Below are 18,787 nucleotides of genomic sequence, written 5' to 3' on the forward strand. Positions count from 1 at the left end.
CCGCATTTTGAAATCCTGGGCGCCTTCGTTTCGACGCCGGGGTTTGACTCTCCATCCCAAACAAACCCCATGCTTGGCGAACTCTGGTCGTTCCAGGGGAGATACCGAACTCTTCATCTCACCTGGATCGCCTTTTTCCTGACCTTCGTGGTCTGGTTCAATCTGGCTCCTCTGGCCACCACCGTGAAAGCAGACCTTGACCTGACGGTGGGTCAAATCCGCACGGTGGCCATCTGCAACGTGGCTCTCACCATTCCCGCACGCGTGCTGATCGGCATGCTGCTCGACAAATTTGGGCCAAGAATTGGGCCAAGAATTACGTATTCCTCGATTCTGGTCTTCTCAGCCATTCCCTGTTTGCTGTTTGCCGCAGCCCAGGATTTCAATTCCCTGGTGGTGGCTCGTCTGCTCCTCTCCATCGTTGGTGCGGGCTTCGTGATCGGCATCCGCATGGTGGCTGAGTGGTTCCCGCCCAAGGAAATCGGCCTGGCTGAAGGCATCTACGGCGGCTGGGGCAACTTCGGCTCTGCCTTCTCTGCCCTCACCATGGTGGCCATCGCTGGCTTCCTGTCCTTCTCCGGCGGTTTCGAACTGCCCACCGGCGCGATTCTCAATTGGCGTGGTGCCATCGCCCTGAGCGGCATTATTTCCGCAATTTACGGAGTCTTTTACTTCTTCAGCGTCACCGACACTCCTCCTGGAAAGGTGTACCAGCGCCCCGAGAGGACAGCTGGTCTGGAAGTCACCTCCATGCGTGACTTCTGGGGACTGCTGGGAATGAACGTTCCTTTCGCAGCCATCCTGGCTGTGCTCTGCTGGCGCCTGCAAAAGGTTGGTTTCCTGACTGCCAGCACCTACCCGTTGGCTCTCGGAGCTGTTGCCCTTTGGTTCATCTTCCAAACCTGGGGAATCATCCGCACCAACCGAGAATTGATCCTCGGCAACAAGGTGTACCCCAAGGAAGATCGCTATGAATTCCGCCAGGTGGCCATTCTTGAGCTCACCTACATCGTGAACTTCGGCTCCGAGCTTGCTGTGGTGTCGATGCTTCCCACCTTCTTCGAAACCACCTTCGATTTACCGAAGGCAACCGCGGGCATCCTCGCTTCCTGTTTCGCGTTCGTGAATCTGGTGGCTCGTCCCGCCGGCGGATTGATCTCCGACAAGGTCGGCAGCCGCAAAAACACCATGGCCTTCCTCACCGCTGGCCTTGGAATCGGCTATTTGGTGATGAGCATGATCAAACCCGGCACGTTCTCCGGCACATCTGGAATCTTCGTGGCTGTGGTGATCACCATGCTCGCCTCTTTCTTCGTGCAATCCGGCGAGGGTGCAACCTTCGCTTTGGTGCCTCTGGTGAAGCGCCGCGTCACCGGACAGGTGGCAGGTCTCGTCGGTGCCTACGGCAACGTTGGTGCCGTGACTTACCTCACCATCTTCAGCCTCCTGCCCATGTGGATGGGTGGTGGTGCCGAGCCCGATCCGACGGTGATCGCCAACTCCAACAGCCGCTTCTTCCAGATTCTTGGAATCGCTGGCCTGATCGTTGCTTTCTTCTGCTACTTCTTCCTCAAGGAACCCAAAGGTTCCTTTGCGGATCTGCATGAAGGCGAAACGGCAGAAGCGGTCGCCTAAGGATCAAAATCCACTTCTGATCGGAGTTTGCAGTTCGACTGCCATCCGAATGCCCGGGGGACTTCCCCCGGGTTTTTGAATTTCTGCCTCTCCGGATGTGACTGATTCCAGAGCTAACCCCACAAGCCAATGTCCTTACTGCGGCGTGGGCTGCGGCCTGGAACTGCTGCCTCCGGGCGAGGCAGGCAAATCCGTGAAGCGCGATGCTGAAGGCAATCCCATGTGGGCCGCACGCGGCGACCGCCAACACCCTTCCAGTCTCGGACAGGTCTGCATCAAAGGCGCCACGGTGGGTGAAACCCTGGCCCGCGGACGTTTAAATCGACCGCTGTACCGCCCCACACTCAACGACGACTTTCAACCGATTAGCTGGGACAGCGCTTTTGATCTACTGACCGGACGCATCCGCAGCACTCTGGCCAGCAAAGGACCCAACGCCATCGCCATGTATGGGTCAGGCCAGTTTCATACCGAGGATTACTACCTGGCTCAGAAACTCCTGAAAGGAGCGCTGGGAACCAACAATTTCGATGCCAACTCGCGGCTGTGTATGAGCTCCGCGGTGGCTGGATACACACGAAGCCTGGGATCGGATGGTCCTCCCTGTTGCTACGAAGATTTGGACCATTGCTCGGTGGCCTTCCTCATCGGCACCAACACGGCCGAGTGCCACCCTGTGTTGTTCCAGCGACTGCTGAAGCGGAAAAAACGTGACCCAAAAGGGCTCACCATCGTGGTGGTGGACCCGCGCAAGACCGACACCACCAAAATTGCTGACCACCATCTAGCGATCGCTCCAGGCACAGACCTCGCGCTCCTTCACGGCCTGGCACGACTGGTCATCCAAGACAACGGCTTTGATAGCGATTTCATCGATGCAGCCACCGAAGGCTTCGCGTCGTACACCCAGACCATCAATGCCTGGACCCCCGGCAAAACCGCCAAGTTCTGCGGAATCACTGAACAGGATCTGCGCGCCGTCGGCCGACTATGGAGTCGCAAAGAAGGTGTGCTCAGTCTCTGGTCGATGGGGGTCAACCAGCGCCGAGAAGGAACGGCAGTGGTCAGTGGACTGATCAATCTGCACCTGCTCACCGGAGAAATCGGCAAGCCAGGCGCCGGGCCCTTCTCGCTCACCGGTCAACCCAATGCCATGGGCGGCCGTGAAGCCGGAGGACTGGCACATCTGCTACCTGGATACAGGGTGGTGACCAACCCGGACCACAGGGCAGAGGTGGAGCAAGCCTGGGGGTTCGCCAAAGACTCCATTGCGGCAGCCCCAGGACTGAACGCCTGGCAGCAGGTGGAGGCAATGGAGCAGGGCGAGCTCGATCTGTGGTGGGTGGCAGCCACCAATCCATTGGTGAGCATGCCCGACCTGGAGAGAGTGAAAAGCGCCATGCAGCGTTGTCCGCTCGTGGTTGTCAGTGAGGCTTACGCCGACACGGAAACCTCCCACTACGCCCATCTGCTGCTGCCCGCATCGCAGTGGAGCGAAAAATCGGGAGCGATGACCAATTCAGAACGACGTGTCACCTACTGCCCGTCATTTCGACCACGCCACGGCGAAAGCCGTCCTGATTGGGAGGTGTTCGCTGAACTTGGACGTCGGCTGGGATTCGCCGAGCAGTTCACGTATGCGTCCTCAGCGGAGGTTTACGCAGAATTCGCAACTCTCACCGAAGGCCGCGTCTGTGATGTCTCCGGCCTCAGCCATGGCCTGCTTCACTCCCACGGGTCGCAGCAATGGCCCTTCCCCAAAGGACATGAGCCAACCCGCACCTCCAAGCGGCTTTACGTCGGCAAACGATTCCCAACAGCCAGTGGTCGTGCCCGGTTCCAATCAGAGGCTCCGCTCGGCCTAGCCGAACCACCCTGTGATGTTTACCCACTGGTACTCACCGTGGGCCGTTACCTCGGCCAATGGCACACCATGACCCGCACAGGCATGGTGCAACGACTCAACGACATGCATCCGCAACCACGCCTGGAAATGCATCCCGAGGATGCCAAGGTCTACGGCGTCGAAGACAACGGACTGGCCGCGATCACATCCCGGCGCGGAACCCTGACCTCCCGCGTCACGCTGACGGATCGAATTCGCCGCGGCTCTGTGTTTCTGCCAATGCACTGGGGCTTTACACAGGCCGAAGCCTGTGAAGCCAACACCCTGATGCATGAGGAATCCTGCCCGATCTCAAAACAGCCGGAACTCAAAGCCTCCGCCGTCGTGGTCGCCCCCGCGGTATCGGTGAGGAAACCCACTGAACAGCAAACCGGACGGCTGGAAAGCCTGCGCCGACTGCTTATCCCAGCACTTCGGTAAAAGCCGCCTCAAGATTGTGATGATCGTGGCCAGGTCTGGCCAGCTTGCACAGGGCGAAGCGATCGAGCTCCCGCATCGCCTGCCAGGCCTGCAGTGTGAGCTGCACACCACGCGCCCGCGCTGCGTCTGAAAGATGATCCGGCAGATGATTCGGTTGCTGCCAGGGCTCATCCACCGCGTGGGGCAACTCTTTCACCACGCCATCCGCCATGGTCGCGGTTTTGACACGCAAATGCTCGCGCATCTGGTTGAGGTGTTCGGGTGAATCTCCCCAATCCACTAGCTGCTGACGCTGCTCCTGGGTCATCGCCAGCCAATGACTCAACTTCAGCTTGACACCAGCCAAATCCAACTTGCGGCGAACGCAGAGAGGAATGCATCGCCAAGATCCGATGAAGTCCTGCTCAAAGGCAAAACAATGTCGCGCCTGATCCAGCTGCGAATTCATTGGTAGCCAAAGCGACGATTTTTTTATCTCTAGCTGGAAACGGTGACAATAACGACCATCAGTTGCACCACGAACAAAGAGGCTCGTAGCAACTTTGGACGCGTTCATGCGCTTTGCTCTGACCTTGGGGTTGCTATTGGGATCCGCTCACGGATGGTTGGCATCCCAAGGATTAGCGACGGGTCTACTCGTTCTCAATCACCAGAGCAGCGCGTCAAATCTGCAGCATTTCAGTGCTTTTGGTAGCAACGAGTACATTTCATATCCATAGTGAGTGTCGTCAGACATTCGTTCAATGACCTTCAGCACCACCACAAGCCAGGTCCAGCGCAGCCCCCTGACCGTCGCCGCTGGCTTCGTTGGCGCCTTTATTGTGGCCTCCCTCGCCGTGCAGATGGTGTTGAGCCAAAAGGCAGCCAACACGTCATCCACCGCAGCAACGGCAACCCAGCAAGTGGAACCAGTGGTGACCTCTCAAGCGGCGATGTGGTCCGTGCTCGGCCAGCGCTGATCAACACTGGAGCGGTCAACAACCCGTTCACGCATGGCTGAAGAGCTCTCGCACCTCACCGGTCAAGGTGAGGTGCACATGGTGGAGGTTGGCGATCGCGCGATCACCAAACGTGAAGCAACGGCTGCCGGAATGCTGGTGATGCAGCCGTCCACGCTCAACATTGTGCTGAGTGGAGACACACCCAAAGGTGACCTGCTGGCCGTCGCGCGAATCGCTGCCATCCAAGCGGCGAAGCGCACATCCGAACTGATTCCCCTCTGTCACCCGCTGCCGATCAGCGGGATGGACATCAGCATCGAGCCCGATCCCTCTCTGCCAGGACTCAAGGTGCAGGCAAGCTGCCGCACCACAGGTCAAACCGGAGTCGAAATGGAAGCGATCACGGCGGTCTCTATCGGCCTGGTCACGCTCTACGACATGTTGAAATCCATAGAGCCCGGCATGACCATCAACGGCATCCAGCTGCTGCACAAGGACGGAGGTCGCCATGGCAGCTGGAGCTGCTGAGCCCTATGGCCGCGAGGGTCTCCCGCTCGATGAAGCGCGACGACGTGTTTTGTCAGCCATCACGCCGCTCAATCAGAGCGTCACCGTGCCCCTCAACGAGGCCTTGGGTCGTGTGAGTGCCGAAGCCGTGTTGGCCACAGATCCAGTCCCTGGGTTCCGCGCCTCGATCATGGACGGTTACGCGCTGGGGCAAACCCATCCACCGACCATGGGCGATCGGTGGATGCTGAAGGGACGCGCTTCCGCAGGTCGGCCATTCAACGGCAAGCTCTCAGCCGGTGAGTGCATTCGAATTCTGACGGGGGCACCGCTTCCAGAGGGCGCTGGTTGGATCCTTCCTCAGGAACTCATCTCCGTTAACAACAACCAGATCCAACTCAACCAGGAGGCCTCTGACCGGCCCTGGATCCGCGCGGCAGATGAGGAATGTCAGCCTGGTGATCCACTGATGGTCACCGGACAGCGGCTGGGTCCCGCAGACCTGGCCCGGCTCGCCAGCTGTGGCGTGGCCCAGCTGACCGTGCGGAGAAAGCCGCGGATTGGCCTTTTGATCAGTGGCGATGAACTGGTGCCACCTGGGGCGCCGAGGCCGCCCGGCACCATCTGGGAAAGCAACGGCACATTGCTGGAGACGATGCTTCAGACCCTTGGACAAGAGGTCCATGAGCGCCGTGTGGTGGCCGATCAACCTGACGCTTTACGCGTGACCCTTAGTGACCTCGCCGACTGCTGCGATGTGGTGGTCAGCACCGGGGGCGTCTCGGCGGGCGACAGCGACTGGATTCGTCCGCTCGTGGCTGAACTGGGCTCGGTGAACTTCTGGAAACTGTTCCTACGGCCAGGGCGCCCCTTCGCCTTTGGTGCTCTCCGCGATGGCGTGCCCTTCTTCGGCTTACCGGGGAATCCTGTGGCAGCCGCAGTGACAGGATTGCAACTGCTTTGGCCAGCACTTCAAGTGCTAGAAGGCCAAAGCGAACCGGAACAATTCCCTCGGATTCAGGTCGAACTTGCCGATCCGTTAGCTCGACGGCCAGGGCGACCGGAACTGGCTCGCGCACGATTAGAAACCAGCCGTGACGGTGCCCTGGCAGCCCGCGTGGATGGCTCCCAGGCGTCATCACGCATCGGCTCCCTGCAAGGAGCCGATTTGCTCTTGGAACTGCCGGCGGATGCAGGCGATCTCAAGCCCGGCGACCGTGTTTGGGCCCAACTCATCCGCGGACGCCTGTTTTGAGCCGCCCCCTCAACTGACAGAAGCTGGTTGAAAGCTTGAACGGTCCCATCGCAGAAGCCGTCCATCGGCATCAAAACGGATGCTGACGTGCTGAAACCGATCAGCACCAAGCCGTGCACCAATCTCCAACGTGAAGGCTGCGTCGGGTAGACACTCAGGCACTGAAAACACCAAACCGTCTGGCATCACTGCACTGCAGTCATGGCGGAGCAGCTGGTCTGGTTCAAACACCACAGACTGTGGATCACTGGCTCGTGCCATCACGCCCGGCTGTGGCCGAAGTGATTCGGCATAGCCCGACCAGCCCCGCAAAGGTTCCAGCAACGCCTCGGGTGTCCCGCACGTGGGACGCTCAGGTTCGAGATCTGCAGCATCGCGACAGCGAAAGGCCACCGCTCCCACAGCCTGCAAACGCCAAGCGTCGTCATGCGGCTCCCAGAGCAGCACCAACATCGAACGGGAGCGGCCTCTGAAGAGATTGATCTCGTGCCCGAAGCGACCGCGAGCCAAATCAAGCCGCAGGCTGGATTGACCGCCGGCGCCCTCAAACTGCCAGCATCCGCCGCCAGCGTTGTAACAGCTCCGGCTGATGTCATAGGTGGCTTGCCCACCCGGAGCGAAGGCCAGGCCAGAACCGTCCCAAACGCCATGATCAGCGTCACTGAATCGAATGACGTAGGTCGTGGGATCAATGACCCGTTGAGGCGAGGTCAAATCCAACCGATCCGAGCCATCACGCCCAAACCAAATGCCAGGTCCCTGCCAACAACCGGCGAAATTGCTTCGATTCAACATCCACTGATCCGTCATCGAAGTCACCGTGAAAACAAGCGAAGGTCTTTAAGGTCGAGCCATTGCTCACACCAGTGATGGGACTGACAATCATTGGTTGTGGCTATGTGGGTGAGACCCTGGCGCGGCGGCTGCAGCCACGCCGACCGTCGCTGGACTTGACCCTGACCACCACACGGCAAGAGCGGCAGGTCGCGCTGAGTCATCTGGCTGATGAGGTGATGATCTGCGATGCCACCGATCCTGAGCAATTGCTGAAGAGCCTGCAAAAGACGCACACCGCTGTGTTCTGCCTTGGTCCAAAAGGGAATCAACAGGTGGATGAAGAGGGCTACCGGCACACCTTCGTCGACAGCTTCCGCTGCCTGAGGTCGCTGTTGCCACAACTACCGCAACTGCGTCAGATCCTCTACACAGGCAGCTGCTCGGTGTATGGCGATGCCAACGGCAATTGGGTGGATGAGACCACACCCGCATGCCCGGGCCCTGGGCATGGCTCCGTGCTCCTCGAGAGTGAACAGCTGCTGGGCGCCATCAACGACAGGACGGTCTGCATCCTGCGCTTGGGAGCCCTACATGGACCTGGACGTGATCTCAACAAGCGTCTCAAAAATTTGGCGGGCCAAGAACGACAAGGTGAAGGCAACACCTTCACCAACTGGGTGCATGTGGACGATGCCGCCGGTGCACTGGAGGCTGCTGTCGATGGGCAGTGGAGTGGTGTGGTGAATGTGGTCAATGACAAGCCCATCCGAGTACGGGAGCTCGTGGAACAGAGCCTGGCGCGTCAGGGGCTTTCACCCGTGCAATGGACAGGAGGGCTTGAACCGCAATCCAGTGGACGGCGCATCCGCAACCACCGGTTAAAGCAGCTGGGCTATCGATTGCTCCACCCCAACGTCCATCAGAGCGGCGTGTTCTCCACCAACCAGGTGCCCTGATCACTGCACCACTCCCGCTTCCAGAACGGCGCGTGATGTTTGAGCTCCTCCAAAAGCTCCGCAGAACAGCGCTGGGCTGCCCCCCGACGATCCGCCTCAACGGCCACCAACACGATGGGCTCACCCGGATGCAACAGCCCCACCCGATGCAGGACCAGCATCGCGCCTGCCTTGTGACGCTGCTGCAGCCGCTCTGCCATGGCGGTGAGCCGGCGCTCGCACAAACCGGGGTAGTGCTCCAACTCCAACGCTTGAAGAACCTGGCCATGAAGTGCGATCGGGCGCACGCGGCCGACAAATACCGCCACCGCTGCAGGATCGCCGCCCCATCGCATCAGCTCCTGCCAAGGATCAAAAGATGTCGAACGAATTTCAACCTGAATGCCATTCATCCCTCAACCTCCAGTGAACGGAGGCAGAAATGCCAACTCATCACCGGACTTCAGAGGCTGATCCAGCTCGACCAACTCCTGGTTAACGGCAACAGTGATGCCCTGCAGTGAGCCGAGATCCAACTGGTGCCAGACCTCACGGGCTGTGGTCACCTCTGACGACAGCGGGAGTGAGCGCTCAGCCCAACCGGCGCGTTCGCGCAGGGAAGCGAAAAGCAACACGTGCAGCACCACGGCCGTTGCAGCTGAAGAGGTTCTAGCGTCCGAGGTCACCGCCACTGTTCCGTGGGCCTCGCGATTGCCTTGCTCACCATTTCCGACACACGCACTCTCGACGAGGACAGCAGCGGCGATCAGCTGCAACGCAGCATCGCAGACGCTGGCCATCAACTCCATGAGCGTGCACTCTGTGCGGACGATCGCTATCAAATCAGGGCGGAACTCAGCCGATGGATCGCTGACCCAACCGTTGACGTGGTGATCACCAGCGGCGGGACAGGCCTGACCGGTCGAGATGGGACACCAGAAGCCATTGAACCTCTGCTGGACAAAACCATCGACGGATTTGGTGAGCTGTTCCGTGTGATCTCCTTTGACAGCATCGGCACCAGCACCTTGCAAAGCCGTTGTCTGGCAGGCGTGGCCAATCGCACTTTTATCTTTGTGCTGCCGGGGTCCCTGGATGCCGTCACCACAGCTTGGCAACGGTTGATCCGAGCACAGCTTGATCCTGAAACTCGACCCTGCAACCTGGCGCAGCTACGGGCACGACTCAAGGAGTAAGGCTGCGATCAAAATGGAATCGGCATGGTGACCGCAGCAGGCGATGGCTTGCAGGCTTCAACCTGATGATCGATCACGTCACCGACGACAACGATGGACGGTGACTTGAACTCCTGAGCTCTGGTCTGATCAGCAACATCCGCAAGGGTGGCTTTCAGACAACGCTGGCCCGCCACCGTTCCCTGCTGAATCACAGCAACGGGGGTCTCCGGAACGAGCCCACCCGCCATCAGCTCTTCCGCAATGCGCGGCAGATTGTGCAGACCCATGTAGATCACCAGTCCATCACTAGCAGCAGCGAGGGAGCGCCAGTTCACAGAAGGGCGCCGCTTGTCGATTTCCTCGTGACCGGTCACGAAGGTGACGGAGGAACCAGCACGACGGTGGGTGACCGGGATGCCGGCATAGGCCGGTGCAGCAATTCCTGCGGTCACTCCAGGAACCACCTGCACAGGGATCTGCCGTTGCGCCAAATAAGCCGCTTCCTCGCCACCCCGACCGAACAGAAAAGGATCCCCACCCTTAAGCCGAACCACGGTTTCATGCTTCTCGGCCATCTCCACCAACACCGCATTGGTGCTGGGCTGGGGAACGGAATGATGACCCCGACGTTTCCCCACAAACCGGCGCTCACAGCTTTCCGGCACCAGGTCCAGTACCTCTTCGGGCACGAGTGAGTCGTAAACAAGCGCATCACAACTGCGCAACAGGCGATGCGCCTTCACCGTGAGCAGTTCAGGATCACCCGGCCCAGCTCCCACCAGATAAACAGTTCCAGGTTGTTGAACAGTGGTCACGGCAGAGCGATCAGCAAATCAATCAGGCCCTGACGAATCAGGGAATGGTGCAGAAGCGGTTGCAAACCTCCAGTCTCGCTAAGCGTCTCCGTCATGCGATTGGGAGCAAGAGCGAGGGGGAGTGCCTGGGCTTGAGGGTGATGGAGGCGGTACTCCGCCCACCGGTCAGACGCGACCAAAGGAACAGAAAGACGCCGGCTCAATTGATGGAGAAAACGGTCAGCAACTCCAGGTCGGAGGGGATGGTGAAGGAGCACGACTTCACCTGTCAGCAAGGGATCGAGAGCCTCTACCACCAACGACCACCACCAAGACCAGGCCCCTAGAAACGGAAGGAGTGTGACATCAGCACCTTCTGAACGCATGCGCCGCCGAATGGCAGGCACATCATCACGAGCATGGGCTCCTGGCCATAACAGCAACGGCACCAACCAGCTCGGCGCGTCAGGGCAAGGTGGAGGAGAATCGGCCGTGAGCACCTCGAGCTGAACCGGAGCCGAACGATGCTGCTGGAGCTCCTGCCTCAGAGCCATCAGCGCCTTGGGCACCTCACCCCCCGAGCGACCATGCACCACCAAACGGATGGCCCGCTCGGACCGCAAGTTTCGATTCCGTAGCAATGGCCACGGATCGATGGCCGAACCGACTGCTGACATCACCTCATCCTGAAGGTTTTTCGTTTCATGTCCCGACGTCAATACTCCGAACGCGCGGCTTTGGAGGGACGATCCCGCAGAGAAGTCACCGATCAACGCTACCGGTCGAGACGTTTTGACGACCGCGGAAGATACGCCAGCAGAGAACCGAAACGTGCCGACAGCACTCGGTTCCAGAGCGAGCTTGAACGGGATTTCGCGGCGATGCAGCGCGTTTGGCAAATGCTCCGTCATGGAGCCGTACGCATGCTTGGCGAAGTTGGACGCCAATACTGAAGCCGCGGAAGGCAGCCTTCTACGGCTCAGCCAGGCACAACAGATGTAGCCACGGCGACAGTTTGCTCCATTCGACAGCCGTGAAGGATCAACAGACAAAACGGTTTGAACCACTACCGACAGGCGCACAACCGACCTGTTGTCATACTCACCAAGCGCTCCCTTCATTCTGAAGCGCTGGTTTTAAAAAACCCTTTTGATTGATCCTCGCAGGTTTTGAACGATCAATCCGTTCTATCCGTATCAAGATCATGACTCTCAGCTCTCCCTCCAGGCCTTATCTGGATGGCAAGAAGCTCAACAAGATCGAGCAAAACAAAGCAGACAAAGACGGTCTGCTTGTGGGCAGCGAGATTGAAAAATTTGCAGAAATGGGCTGGGAGCAGGTCGACGAAACGGACCTCCAGCTTCGCCTGAAGTGGTATGGCATGTTTTGGCGCCCGAAAACTCCGGGCAAATTCATGCTGCGTTTGAGAGTTCCAAATGGTGTGCTGTCCGCCGATCAACTCCGCGTGGTCGCCTCAATTGTTGAGCGATACGGCGAAGAAGGAAGTTGCGACATCACAACCCGCCAGAACCTGCAGTTACGAGGCGTGCTGCTTGGAGATTTGCCTGAAATCCTCCGTCGGCTTGAGGAGGCCGGTCTGAGCACCATCCAATCCGGCTTCGACAACCCTCGAAACGTTACCGGCAACCCCATTGCTGGCATCGATCCCCAAGAGATTGTCGACACCCGTCCTTACACGACAGAACTCCAGAACTTCCTGACCAACAACTGCAAGGGAAATCCTGAATATTCCAACCTGCCCAGAAAATGGAACACTGCTGTTGCAGGAGCCAAAGACAATTTCTTACTGCACAACGACATCGTCTTCCACCCTGTGGAAAACAACGGTGTGATGGGATTCGGCGTCTGGATCGGCGGGGTGCTCTCCTCACAAATGAATGCCTATGCCATCCCGCTGAATGCCTGGGTGAAGCCTGATGAAATCTGCAAGATGACCGATGCCGTGATCCGGCTCTGGCGCGACAACGGAGAACGGGACAAGCGTCCAAAGGGACGCTTCCGCCTCTACCTGGATCAGGTGGGCTTCGACACGTTCCGCACTCAGGTTGAAGAGCTGTTCGGACCGCTCACTCCTGATCCCGGGTCTGTTTTCGATACAACCCCTCGCTCTCACTACGGTATCCATCCGCAAAAGCAAGACGGCTTGTCGTACGCGGGACTTCATGTGCCTGTCGGACGGCTTAAAGCGCAAGATCTCCAAGATTTTGCCACCGCAAGCCTCAATTACGGCGCCGGCGAGGTGCGTTTGACAGAAGATCAGAATGTGATTCTGGTTGGACTCCCAGCGGACAAATTGGAAGCGTTCAAAGCCGATGAGCTGCTTGGACGGTTTCCTCTCGAACCCGGCCACATCGCCGCGGGAACCGTCTCCTGCACAGGGAACACTTACTGCGGATTTGCACTCACCAATACCAAGGATCAAGCGCTCCAAGCCGCGCAGGAACTGGATCAAGAATTAACGCTCCCAGATGAGCTGAAAATCCACTGGACCGGATGTCCAAACACCTGTGGCCAGGCCTACATGGGTGCCATTGGACTGACCGGAACGAAAGCGAAAAACAGTGAAGGCGTGATGGGTGAGGGCTACACCATGACCCTTGGAGGCTCACAGGGCCCGAACCCCTCCCTTGGTGAAGTGCATCGCAAAGCTATCCCGGCGGATGAAATCAAATCCGCCTTACGCGAAGTGCTGATCGAACGTTTTGGCGCCACACCCCGCGCCTAAATGTTTGACATGAGGTTCAAATCAACTCAGAGCTGGTGCACACCTTTTGAGACCAATTCTGATTGCTCGACGACACTTCCCCTACCACCCTCCATGGCTAACAGCAACGACTATTTTTCCCGTCTGGTCAACTGGATCACCTCAGTTGGCCAAGACAAACAACCCATCAGCCGCAATTCAGATCAACAAGATCTGTTTTCCAAGCTGATGAACAAAATCAGCGGTTGAATCGCGTCGAATTCAACCCTCACCAACCTTTCATCCCACCACGAAAACCATGAGTGCGTCGGCTTCACAAATGGACTACGTCCTACCCAACGAACTTGTCGACGGCATGATTGCCGCAGGCGGCAAAAAGGCAACCGTCAGCGTCAAAAACCTACTTTTGCGTGGTTTTTACTCCGGCGCGATTCTCGGCCTCGCTGTCATCCTGGCTTTGACCATCGGACTCAAGAGCGGTCAACCCTGGTTGGGCTCGTTGTTGTTCCCGTTTGGCTTCGCCAGCATCGTGCTCTTTGGCATGGAGTTGGTCACTGGCAACTTCGCCCTGCTGCCCATGGCAACTTGGGCGGGCAAAAGCTCCTGGAAGGCAACCTTCCGCAACTGGGCTTGGGTTTGGTTCGGTAACTGGATTGGAACAGCTGTTGTCGCCGTTCTGATGGCCATCAGCCTCACCAGTGGCGGCACCGTGGATCCTGCCTCTGCTGCCGATGGCGGTGGCATGTGGCAACAAGTTGCAGCCAAGATCATTGCCCTTAATAAGACCAATGTGGTCACTAAGTATGAGAACCTCGAGACCCTTGGGTTCTTCCTGGCCATCCTGCGCGGTCTGATTGCCAACTGGCTGGTGTGCCTCGGCGTGACGATGGCTTTGGTGAGCAAAAGTGTTCCCGGCAAGATCCTGGCCTGCTGGCTCCCAATTACCGCGTTCCAATCGATGGGCATGGAGCACATCGTGGTGAACCAGTTCCTGCACACCGCAGGCCCCATCCTGGGATCCGGCGTCAACTTCGGTCAGGTGATCTTCTGGAACTGGCTGCCAGTCACCATCGGCAACATCATCGGTGGCATGGTCTTCATCGGCATGCTCTTCTACAGCACCCACCGCACCAAGGTTGAGAATGTCCTGCCCTCCGAGCATGACGACAAACTGGAGCGTGAACTGGCCGCTGAACTCGGCGCCCGCTGATCAACTCCTGTGTCACATCCTGTGAATGAAGCCGCTCTTTGGGAGCGGCTTTCCCAATCACGACGGGCTCCACTGGAGCCCCATTGGCTGGGGGAGGTCTACTCTCCCAGCCTTTCTATTGATCTCCGTCGAGCCCTCAGCGAAAAGCTCGGCATGCTGGCCGATCGGGGTTGGCCAGAGATTCAGAGCCTGATCAATCAGCACGGAGCGCTTCCTGATCTCGTACTGGCAGCAGGCCTCTGCCATCAGAAAGACGCCAGAAACTGGTTGCTGGATCAACTCACCAGCCGTTCACAACTGGATGACATCAACCTCTGCATTGTTCAGGCCCTCTCCTGCTGGGGTGCGGATGTGCCCGAGACCGTCATGACTGAAAGCCTGCGCCATCCAGGTCAGCAGCATCGCCTCGCGGGCTTGCAGTTGCTGAGTTTCCGGGCTCACACCCTGAGTGATGAAGAGCTGCTGAGGTATTGCTCAGGATTGCTCCATGACTTCAGAGACCCTGTCGTCATCGCAGCAATCCGTGTTCTACAGCGACGGGATGGATCCAGCATCAGCAACAGGCTGGCGCAGCTCTGCATCGACGGATCTGATGAGGTCGCTGCGGCAGCGTTGCGAGCCCTTGGATGCATCGCCACTCCTAGCAGCCAGAGCTCTTTATTGGAACTCAGTAAAACTCTGAGCGATGCCTCCCGGCAACAACTCGCCCAACAACAACTGGAACAACAATTTCGTTCCTAACCATCAAAAAGCCCGGCATTCGCCGGGCGCTTGTGTACTGATTCTCGAATTCGAATCAGGGATGCAAGAGGATCCCTAATCGCTCACCACTTTTTGTAAGGAAGGAACTTGCCACACATCGTGATCTTCACACGATCACCCTTGGGATCCTCAACTTTGTCGACATCGAGAGTGAAATCAATGGCGCTCATGATTCCATCGCCGAATTTCTCTTGGATCACATCCTTCAGAGGCATGCCATACACCTGCATGATCTCGTAGAAACGGTAGATCAGAGGATCAGTGGGGATAACAGGCTCAAGGCTGCCCTTGGTGGGAAACTCCTGAATGGCAGCAGTGATAGCAGGATCCAAAGACAGAAGCGAAGCCAGCTTTTCTGCCTCTTCGCTTGACGCTGTGGCCTGGCCATAAAACAGAGAAGCGATCCACACTTCATCCAAGCCAAGAGCCGCTTCAAGATCAGCAAAACTCATTCCTTTGGCTTTCTTCGCAGCCATCAGGGATGCGGTCACAGTGCTCTGTGATGGTGCTGACAGCGAAGGAGATGAGGTGGAGGTCAAAGTCATGGCGTTTATTGCCGATTACCCATAAAGACTCTCGCTCTTACCACCCAAGAAAAGCAGCAATCAACACAAAACCGAAAACCCATTTCAGACGCATTGATCACAACACAACACCTCCAAAGCTGCTCTACTAATCGCATTAGACGTTGCGATTATGAGCAACCTGTTCCGATCTCTCACATCTTTGCTGAGTAGTCAGCAGCTCGAGTCCAGTGGAACCACCAGCCTTGTGCTTGAGCGCCTCTATTACGCGGATGGACGGCAAAATCCAAGCCATCCCCGCCACGGCAGCTTTGAAGGTCTGTCTCTGCTCGACTGAACAACTCTGTATCAAGCGCTACCAACAAAGGTAGCCTTGCTACAGAAAACTACTGGTAGCGACGACATGATGCGTGGCGAGCTCTGTTCTCAGCGGTCGTGAACGCTTCAAGCAGCACCTGCGAAAAGTTGGTAGTGGAGAGCACACCAGCAAGGGGATGAGTCGGCAAGAGGCGGCGGACGCCATGGCTCTCATGCTCGATCAGGAGGCGACCCCAGCTCAGATCGGCGCTTTTATGATCGCCCATCGCATCCGCCGTCCGGAACCGCAGGAGCTGACCGGAATGCTGGACACCTACCGATCCAGAGGGCCGGTGGTGCAGAGCTCGGCAGGTCAACGGGCACCTCTCTGTTTCGGTATGCCTTTCGACGGGCGTACACGCACCGCACCCATCTATCCACTAACGACGCTGGTTCTCCTAGCCAGCGAGCAACCGGTGGTGCTGCAGGGCGGCGAACGCATGCCGATCAAGTACGGCATCACAGCGATGGACCTTTTCCGTCTGCTGGACCTTGATTTGACAGGTCTTTGCCTCAGTCAAGTGCAGGCAGGCTTTGAAACCCATGGTTTTGCACTGATTCACCAACCGGATCATTTCTCAATCGCAGACTCGCTGATCGAATACCGCGAAGACCTCGGCAAACGCCCACCGGTAGCCAGCCTGGAACTTCTCTGGACAGCCCATGCAGGTGCGCATCTGTTGGTCAGCGGCTTCGTGCACCCTCCCACCGAAAGCCGGGCCTGGGAAGCACTCAGGCTCGCCGGCGAGACCGATGTGCTCACCGTGAAAGGGCTTGAGGGAGGAACCGATCTGCCGATCGGTCGGGCCTGCATCACAGCCCGTGTCCGCCATGGCGAGGCCGAAAGGCAGATCCTGCATCCCAGGGACCATGGCTGCCATGACGCCGACGTGGAGTGGTCCAAGGACCAGGACTGGAAGGATCAAGCCCTTCAAGCCCTGTCGAATCGAGGCCCTCTCAGTGACGCCCTTCGCTGGAATGCGGGGGCTTATCTGTGGTTTGCCGGTCTCACCGACACTCTTGAAGCTGGGATCCAAAACGCTGTAGCCGTGCTGGAAAGCGGCAAAGCCTTGGCGCAACTGGATCAACTGCGCGTGTGGCGCAACAGCCTCTCCATCCGATAACGCTCAAACATCACTCCAGCGATAGCAATCGTTTCGGGGGCCACCACAGACCAACCACGTCTCTCCAGCAGCGAGCGGCTGCACTGACTGGCCTCTGTGCGCAGACAGGTCACACCCTCATCGGCCGCGTCCGCTTCAATTCTGTCCAGCAGAGCTCCAGCATGACCCTGTCGTGCCGAGCGTCCTCGGCAGTACAGCAAGGCAAGCCGGTCCCGTGGATCACGGATCGCAAACGCAGCATCGCCTCCACTGATCCAGCCGCACCCGGTGCGAAGGGTCCGATCCAGAACACCAGGCAGCCAGGCTAAAGCCGACCATGCCCTCACTTGCTCGTCTGTATAAAGCGCCGGGGCCTGGGTTTCGATGGCATCGGCATAGATCTCCCGCAAAAGACCCTCATCAGTTGGAACGATCGGTCGAAGCGCCATGGCGAGTGCCCCTTATGGGAGTGTGAGTCTTCTGTGCACGCAGGCGGCTTTGCAGCGTCCTCGCATTCCCACTCTGCTCAGCGCCTTTCTGACGCTGCTCAATGACCGCCTTAGCGAGAGCATCTTTCTGCCTCTGCTGCCCTTCCTACTGGAAGACTTCAGCAGCAACGGCAGCACGGTAGGTCTGCTCTCAGGCACGTACGCCCTCTCCCAGTTCGCAGTGGCGCCACTTATTGGCGCACTGAGTGACCGCTTCGGACGAAAACCCATCATCAGCCTCTGCGTCTTTGGCTCTGTGATTGGCATGGGTCTCTTTGCCACCACCTTGACCGTGCCATGGCAACCAATCTGGCCAGAGGCGGCAGCAGCAGGTCTGCCCCTCGCCCTGTTGTTTCTGGCGCGAGTCATCGATGGGGCAAGCGGGGGCACTGCCGCCACAGCCACAGCTGTCTTAGCCGACATCACCACACCAGAAAACAGGGCCAAAGCCTTCGGCCTCATTGGCGTGGCCTTTGGCCTGGGGTTTGTCCTTGGTCCTGGTCTTGGTGGACTGCTGGGTGATGTCAACCGCATTCTTCCTGCCTGGGCTGCAACAGCCTTCGCCGTCGCGAACTTAATCGTGGTACTTGGACTCCTCCCAGAAACGCATCCCATCAATGCCAGAAAGCAACTGCCGCGAAGGCGCGAGCTCAATCCAGTCACGCTCTTGGCACGCGTGTTTGCCAAACCAGAGGTGCGTCGCCTCTCGATCGCCTTTTTTGGCTTCTTTATGGCCTTCAACGGTTTCACCACCGTTTTAGTGCTGTACCTATGCAACAGTTTCAACTGGACTGAAGGCATGGCTGGAGCCGCTTTCGCCCTGGTTGGAGTCATCGCAATGGTGGTCCAGGGAGGCTTAATCGGACCGCTGGTGAAGCGTTTCGGTGAACTCCGTTTGACCCTCGTTGGTCTTGGTCTTCTGACCTCCGGATGCCTGTTGGTGCCCATGGCGACACCGAATAACTCCATTCCAGTGGTGTACACCGCCGTGTCTTTGCTGGCACTCGGCACGGGTCTTGTGACCCCCTGCTTGCGTGCTCTGGTCTCGCGTCGTCTTGGCAGCGATGGCCAAGGATCAGCACTGGGCGGTCTGCAGGGTCTGCAAAGCCTCGGCACATTTCTTGGCGCCTCCGCCGCTGGCTTCAGCTACGACCGGATTGGCGTCACCAGTCCGTTCTGGTTCGGAAGCATGATGCTGATCGGAGTTGCCCTCTTGGTGGCTGGCAGCATCCGGAATCGGCCAGAAACCATTCAAGACTGACAAGTCTCC

22 protein-coding genes are annotated in these 18,787 nt (G+C 58.3%); 14 read left to right on the forward strand and 8 right to left on the reverse strand.

The window, feature by feature from the left end:
• Positions 1 to 69: 69 nt before the first annotated feature.
• Positions 70 to 1,635 carry a NarK family nitrate/nitrite MFS transporter gene (locus SynA1825c_RS13215; RefSeq protein ID WP_186469703.1) on the forward strand — a complete coding sequence of 522 codons (1,566 nt, stop codon included), beginning with the start codon at positions 70 to 72 and terminating at the stop codon, positions 1,633 to 1,635.
• A 97-nt stretch (positions 1,636 to 1,732) separates the two neighbouring features.
• Positions 1,733 to 3,961 (forward strand): molybdopterin oxidoreductase family protein, encoded by a 2,229-nt coding sequence (locus tag SynA1825c_RS13220; protein ID WP_186469704.1) that lies wholly within the window; start codon positions 1,733 to 1,735, stop codon positions 3,959 to 3,961.
• On the opposite strand, the gene SynA1825c_RS13225 is transcribed toward SynA1825c_RS13220, so the two are convergent.
• Positions 3,942 to 4,409: a nitrate reductase associated protein gene (locus SynA1825c_RS13225; RefSeq protein WP_186469705.1), complete on the reverse strand. Its 468-nt coding sequence runs from the start codon at positions 4,407 to 4,409 to the stop codon at positions 3,942 to 3,944. The two genes, SynA1825c_RS13220 and SynA1825c_RS13225, sit on opposite strands and share 20 nt — an antisense overlap.
• A gap of 295 nt (positions 4,410 to 4,704) precedes the next feature.
• Here SynA1825c_RS13225 and SynA1825c_RS13230 point away from each other — a divergent pair, with 295 nt between their 5' ends.
• Genes SynA1825c_RS13230 through glp form a run of 3 tightly spaced genes read left to right on the forward strand, consistent with a single transcriptional unit; the run spans position 4,705 to position 6,664 of the window.
• Entirely contained in the window at positions 4,705 to 4,920 is a 216-nt protein-coding gene (locus SynA1825c_RS13230; RefSeq protein ID WP_186469706.1) for a hypothetical protein, read from the forward strand.
• Positions 4,921 to 4,953: 33 nt separating this feature from the next.
• Positions 4,954 to 5,430, forward strand: coding sequence for a cyclic pyranopterin monophosphate synthase MoaC (moaC, locus tag SynA1825c_RS13235; RefSeq protein ID WP_186469707.1), 477 nt, complete (start codon positions 4,954 to 4,956; stop codon positions 5,428 to 5,430).
• Entirely contained in the window at positions 5,411 to 6,664 is a 1,254-nt protein-coding gene (gene glp / locus SynA1825c_RS13240; RefSeq protein WP_186469708.1) for a gephyrin-like molybdotransferase Glp, read from the forward strand. Before moaC ends, glp begins: the two co-directional genes overlap by 20 nt.
• 9 nt (positions 6,665 to 6,673) lie before the next feature.
• On the opposite strand, the gene SynA1825c_RS13245 is transcribed toward glp, so the two are convergent.
• Positions 6,674 to 7,384 (reverse strand): hypothetical protein, encoded by a 711-nt coding sequence (locus SynA1825c_RS13245; RefSeq protein ID WP_255478401.1) that lies wholly within the window; start codon positions 7,382 to 7,384, stop codon positions 6,674 to 6,676.
• 149 nt (positions 7,385 to 7,533) lie between these two features.
• Here SynA1825c_RS13245 and SynA1825c_RS13250 point away from each other — a divergent pair, with 149 nt between their 5' ends.
• Complete coding sequence (locus SynA1825c_RS13250) at positions 7,534 to 8,397, forward strand: NAD-dependent epimerase/dehydratase family protein (protein ID WP_186469710.1); 864 nt, start codon at positions 7,534 to 7,536, stop codon at positions 8,395 to 8,397.
• On the opposite strand, the gene SynA1825c_RS13255 is transcribed toward SynA1825c_RS13250, so the two are convergent.
• Positions 8,361 to 8,789, reverse strand: a complete 429-nt coding sequence (locus SynA1825c_RS13255; protein ID WP_186469711.1) for a molybdenum cofactor biosynthesis protein MoaE — start codon at positions 8,787 to 8,789, stop codon at positions 8,361 to 8,363. The two genes, SynA1825c_RS13250 and SynA1825c_RS13255, sit on opposite strands and share 37 nt — an antisense overlap.
• Before the next feature lie 3 nt (positions 8,790 to 8,792).
• On the reverse strand, positions 8,793 to 9,062 hold the full coding sequence (locus tag SynA1825c_RS13260; RefSeq protein WP_255476988.1) for a MoaD/ThiS family protein: 270 nt from the start codon (positions 9,060 to 9,062) through the stop codon (positions 8,793 to 8,795).
• 12 nt (positions 9,063 to 9,074) lie between these two features.
• On the opposite strand from SynA1825c_RS13260, the gene moaB reads away from it, so the two are divergent.
• Positions 9,075 to 9,572: a molybdenum cofactor biosynthesis protein B gene (gene moaB, locus SynA1825c_RS13265; RefSeq protein ID WP_186469713.1), complete on the forward strand. Its 498-nt coding sequence runs from the start codon at positions 9,075 to 9,077 to the stop codon at positions 9,570 to 9,572.
• A gap of 8 nt (positions 9,573 to 9,580) precedes the next feature.
• Here moaB and cobA read toward each other — a convergent pair whose 3' ends face one another.
• Positions 9,581 to 10,369 (reverse strand): uroporphyrinogen-III C-methyltransferase, encoded by a 789-nt coding sequence (cobA, locus tag SynA1825c_RS13270; RefSeq protein WP_186469714.1) that lies wholly within the window; start codon positions 10,367 to 10,369, stop codon positions 9,581 to 9,583.
• Positions 10,366 to 10,971, reverse strand: coding sequence for a DNA mismatch repair protein MutS (locus SynA1825c_RS13275; RefSeq protein WP_370523166.1), 606 nt, complete (start codon positions 10,969 to 10,971; stop codon positions 10,366 to 10,368). Before SynA1825c_RS13275 ends, cobA begins: the two co-directional genes overlap by 4 nt.
• A gap of 81 nt (positions 10,972 to 11,052) precedes the next feature.
• Between SynA1825c_RS13275 and SynA1825c_RS13280 the strand changes: the two genes are divergently transcribed.
• From SynA1825c_RS13280 to SynA1825c_RS13295, 4 genes are all read left to right on the forward strand, one after another.
• Complete coding sequence (locus tag SynA1825c_RS13280) at positions 11,053 to 11,301, forward strand: hypothetical protein (RefSeq protein WP_255478402.1); 249 nt, start codon at positions 11,053 to 11,055, stop codon at positions 11,299 to 11,301.
• A gap of 251 nt (positions 11,302 to 11,552) precedes the next feature.
• Positions 11,553 to 13,094, forward strand: a complete 1,542-nt coding sequence (locus SynA1825c_RS13285) for a ferredoxin--nitrite reductase (protein ID WP_186469716.1) — start codon at positions 11,553 to 11,555, stop codon at positions 13,092 to 13,094.
• A 298-nt stretch (positions 13,095 to 13,392) separates the two neighbouring features.
• Positions 13,393 to 14,283 (forward strand): formate/nitrite transporter family protein, encoded by an 891-nt coding sequence (locus SynA1825c_RS13290; RefSeq protein ID WP_186471235.1) that lies wholly within the window; start codon positions 13,393 to 13,395, stop codon positions 14,281 to 14,283.
• 9 nt (positions 14,284 to 14,292) lie between these two features.
• On the forward strand, positions 14,293 to 15,024 hold the full coding sequence (locus tag SynA1825c_RS13295; RefSeq protein ID WP_255478403.1) for a HEAT repeat domain-containing protein: 732 nt from the start codon (positions 14,293 to 14,295) through the stop codon (positions 15,022 to 15,024).
• 83 nt (positions 15,025 to 15,107) lie between these two features.
• Here SynA1825c_RS13295 and cynS read toward each other — a convergent pair whose 3' ends face one another.
• Positions 15,108 to 15,590: a cyanase gene (gene cynS / locus SynA1825c_RS13300; protein ID WP_186469717.1), complete on the reverse strand. Its 483-nt coding sequence runs from the start codon at positions 15,588 to 15,590 to the stop codon at positions 15,108 to 15,110.
• A 151-nt stretch (positions 15,591 to 15,741) separates the two neighbouring features.
• Here cynS and SynA1825c_RS13305 point away from each other — a divergent pair, with 151 nt between their 5' ends.
• Positions 15,742 to 15,906, forward strand: coding sequence for a cyanate hydratase (locus SynA1825c_RS13305; protein ID WP_186469718.1), 165 nt, complete (start codon positions 15,742 to 15,744; stop codon positions 15,904 to 15,906).
• Between the two features lie 73 nt (positions 15,907 to 15,979).
• Entirely contained in the window at positions 15,980 to 17,050 is a 1,071-nt protein-coding gene (locus SynA1825c_RS13310; protein ID WP_186469719.1) for an anthranilate phosphoribosyltransferase family protein, read from the forward strand.
• On the opposite strand, the gene SynA1825c_RS13315 is transcribed toward SynA1825c_RS13310, so the two are convergent.
• Entirely contained in the window at positions 17,011 to 17,478 is a 468-nt protein-coding gene (locus SynA1825c_RS13315) for a GNAT family N-acetyltransferase (protein WP_186469720.1), read from the reverse strand. The genes SynA1825c_RS13310 and SynA1825c_RS13315 overlap by 40 nt on opposite strands.
• On the opposite strand from SynA1825c_RS13315, the gene SynA1825c_RS13320 reads away from it, so the two are divergent.
• Complete coding sequence (locus SynA1825c_RS13320; protein ID WP_186469721.1) at positions 17,477 to 18,778, forward strand: MFS transporter; 1,302 nt, start codon at positions 17,477 to 17,479, stop codon at positions 18,776 to 18,778. The two genes, SynA1825c_RS13315 and SynA1825c_RS13320, sit on opposite strands and share 2 nt — an antisense overlap.
• Positions 18,779 to 18,787 lie beyond the last annotated feature (9 nt).

Source organism: Synechococcus sp. A18-25c, assembly GCF_014280035.1.
GTDB lineage: Bacteria > Cyanobacteriota > Cyanobacteriia > PCC-6307 > Cyanobiaceae > Synechococcus_C.

Excerpts from the sequence above, each read along its gene's own strand:
- SynA1825c_RS13315 (WP_186469720.1), bottom strand. The coding sequence starts at position 17,478 with ATGGCGCTTCGACCGATCGTTCCAACTGATGAGGGTCTTTTGCGGGAG.
- SynA1825c_RS13320 (WP_186469721.1), top strand. The coding sequence starts at position 17,477 with ATGGCGAGTGCCCCTTATGGGAGTGTGAGTCTTCTGTGCACGCAGGCG.
- SynA1825c_RS13230 (WP_186469706.1), top strand. The coding sequence starts at position 4,705 with ATGACCTTCAGCACCACCACAAGCCAGGTCCAGCGCAGCCCCCTGACC.
- SynA1825c_RS13290 (WP_186471235.1), top strand. The coding sequence starts at position 13,393 with ATGGACTACGTCCTACCCAACGAACTTGTCGACGGCATGATTGCCGCA.
- SynA1825c_RS13280 (WP_255478402.1), top strand. The coding sequence starts at position 11,053 with ATGTCCCGACGTCAATACTCCGAACGCGCGGCTTTGGAGGGACGATCC.
- SynA1825c_RS13250 (WP_186469710.1), top strand. The coding sequence starts at position 7,534 with ATGGGACTGACAATCATTGGTTGTGGCTATGTGGGTGAGACCCTGGCG.
- SynA1825c_RS13285 (WP_186469716.1), top strand. The coding sequence starts at position 11,553 with ATGACTCTCAGCTCTCCCTCCAGGCCTTATCTGGATGGCAAGAAGCTC.
- SynA1825c_RS13305 (WP_186469718.1), top strand. The coding sequence starts at position 15,742 with ATGAGCAACCTGTTCCGATCTCTCACATCTTTGCTGAGTAGTCAGCAG.
- SynA1825c_RS13215 (WP_186469703.1), top strand. The coding sequence starts at position 70 with ATGCTTGGCGAACTCTGGTCGTTCCAGGGGAGATACCGAACTCTTCAT.
- SynA1825c_RS13225 (WP_186469705.1), bottom strand. The coding sequence starts at position 4,409 with ATGAATTCGCAGCTGGATCAGGCGCGACATTGTTTTGCCTTTGAGCAG.
- glp (WP_186469708.1), top strand. The coding sequence starts at position 5,411 with ATGGCAGCTGGAGCTGCTGAGCCCTATGGCCGCGAGGGTCTCCCGCTC.
- moaC (WP_186469707.1), top strand. The coding sequence starts at position 4,954 with ATGGCTGAAGAGCTCTCGCACCTCACCGGTCAAGGTGAGGTGCACATG.
- cynS (WP_186469717.1), bottom strand. The coding sequence starts at position 15,590 with ATGACTTTGACCTCCACCTCATCTCCTTCGCTGTCAGCACCATCACAG.
- SynA1825c_RS13255 (WP_186469711.1), bottom strand. The coding sequence starts at position 8,789 with ATGAATGGCATTCAGGTTGAAATTCGTTCGACATCTTTTGATCCTTGG.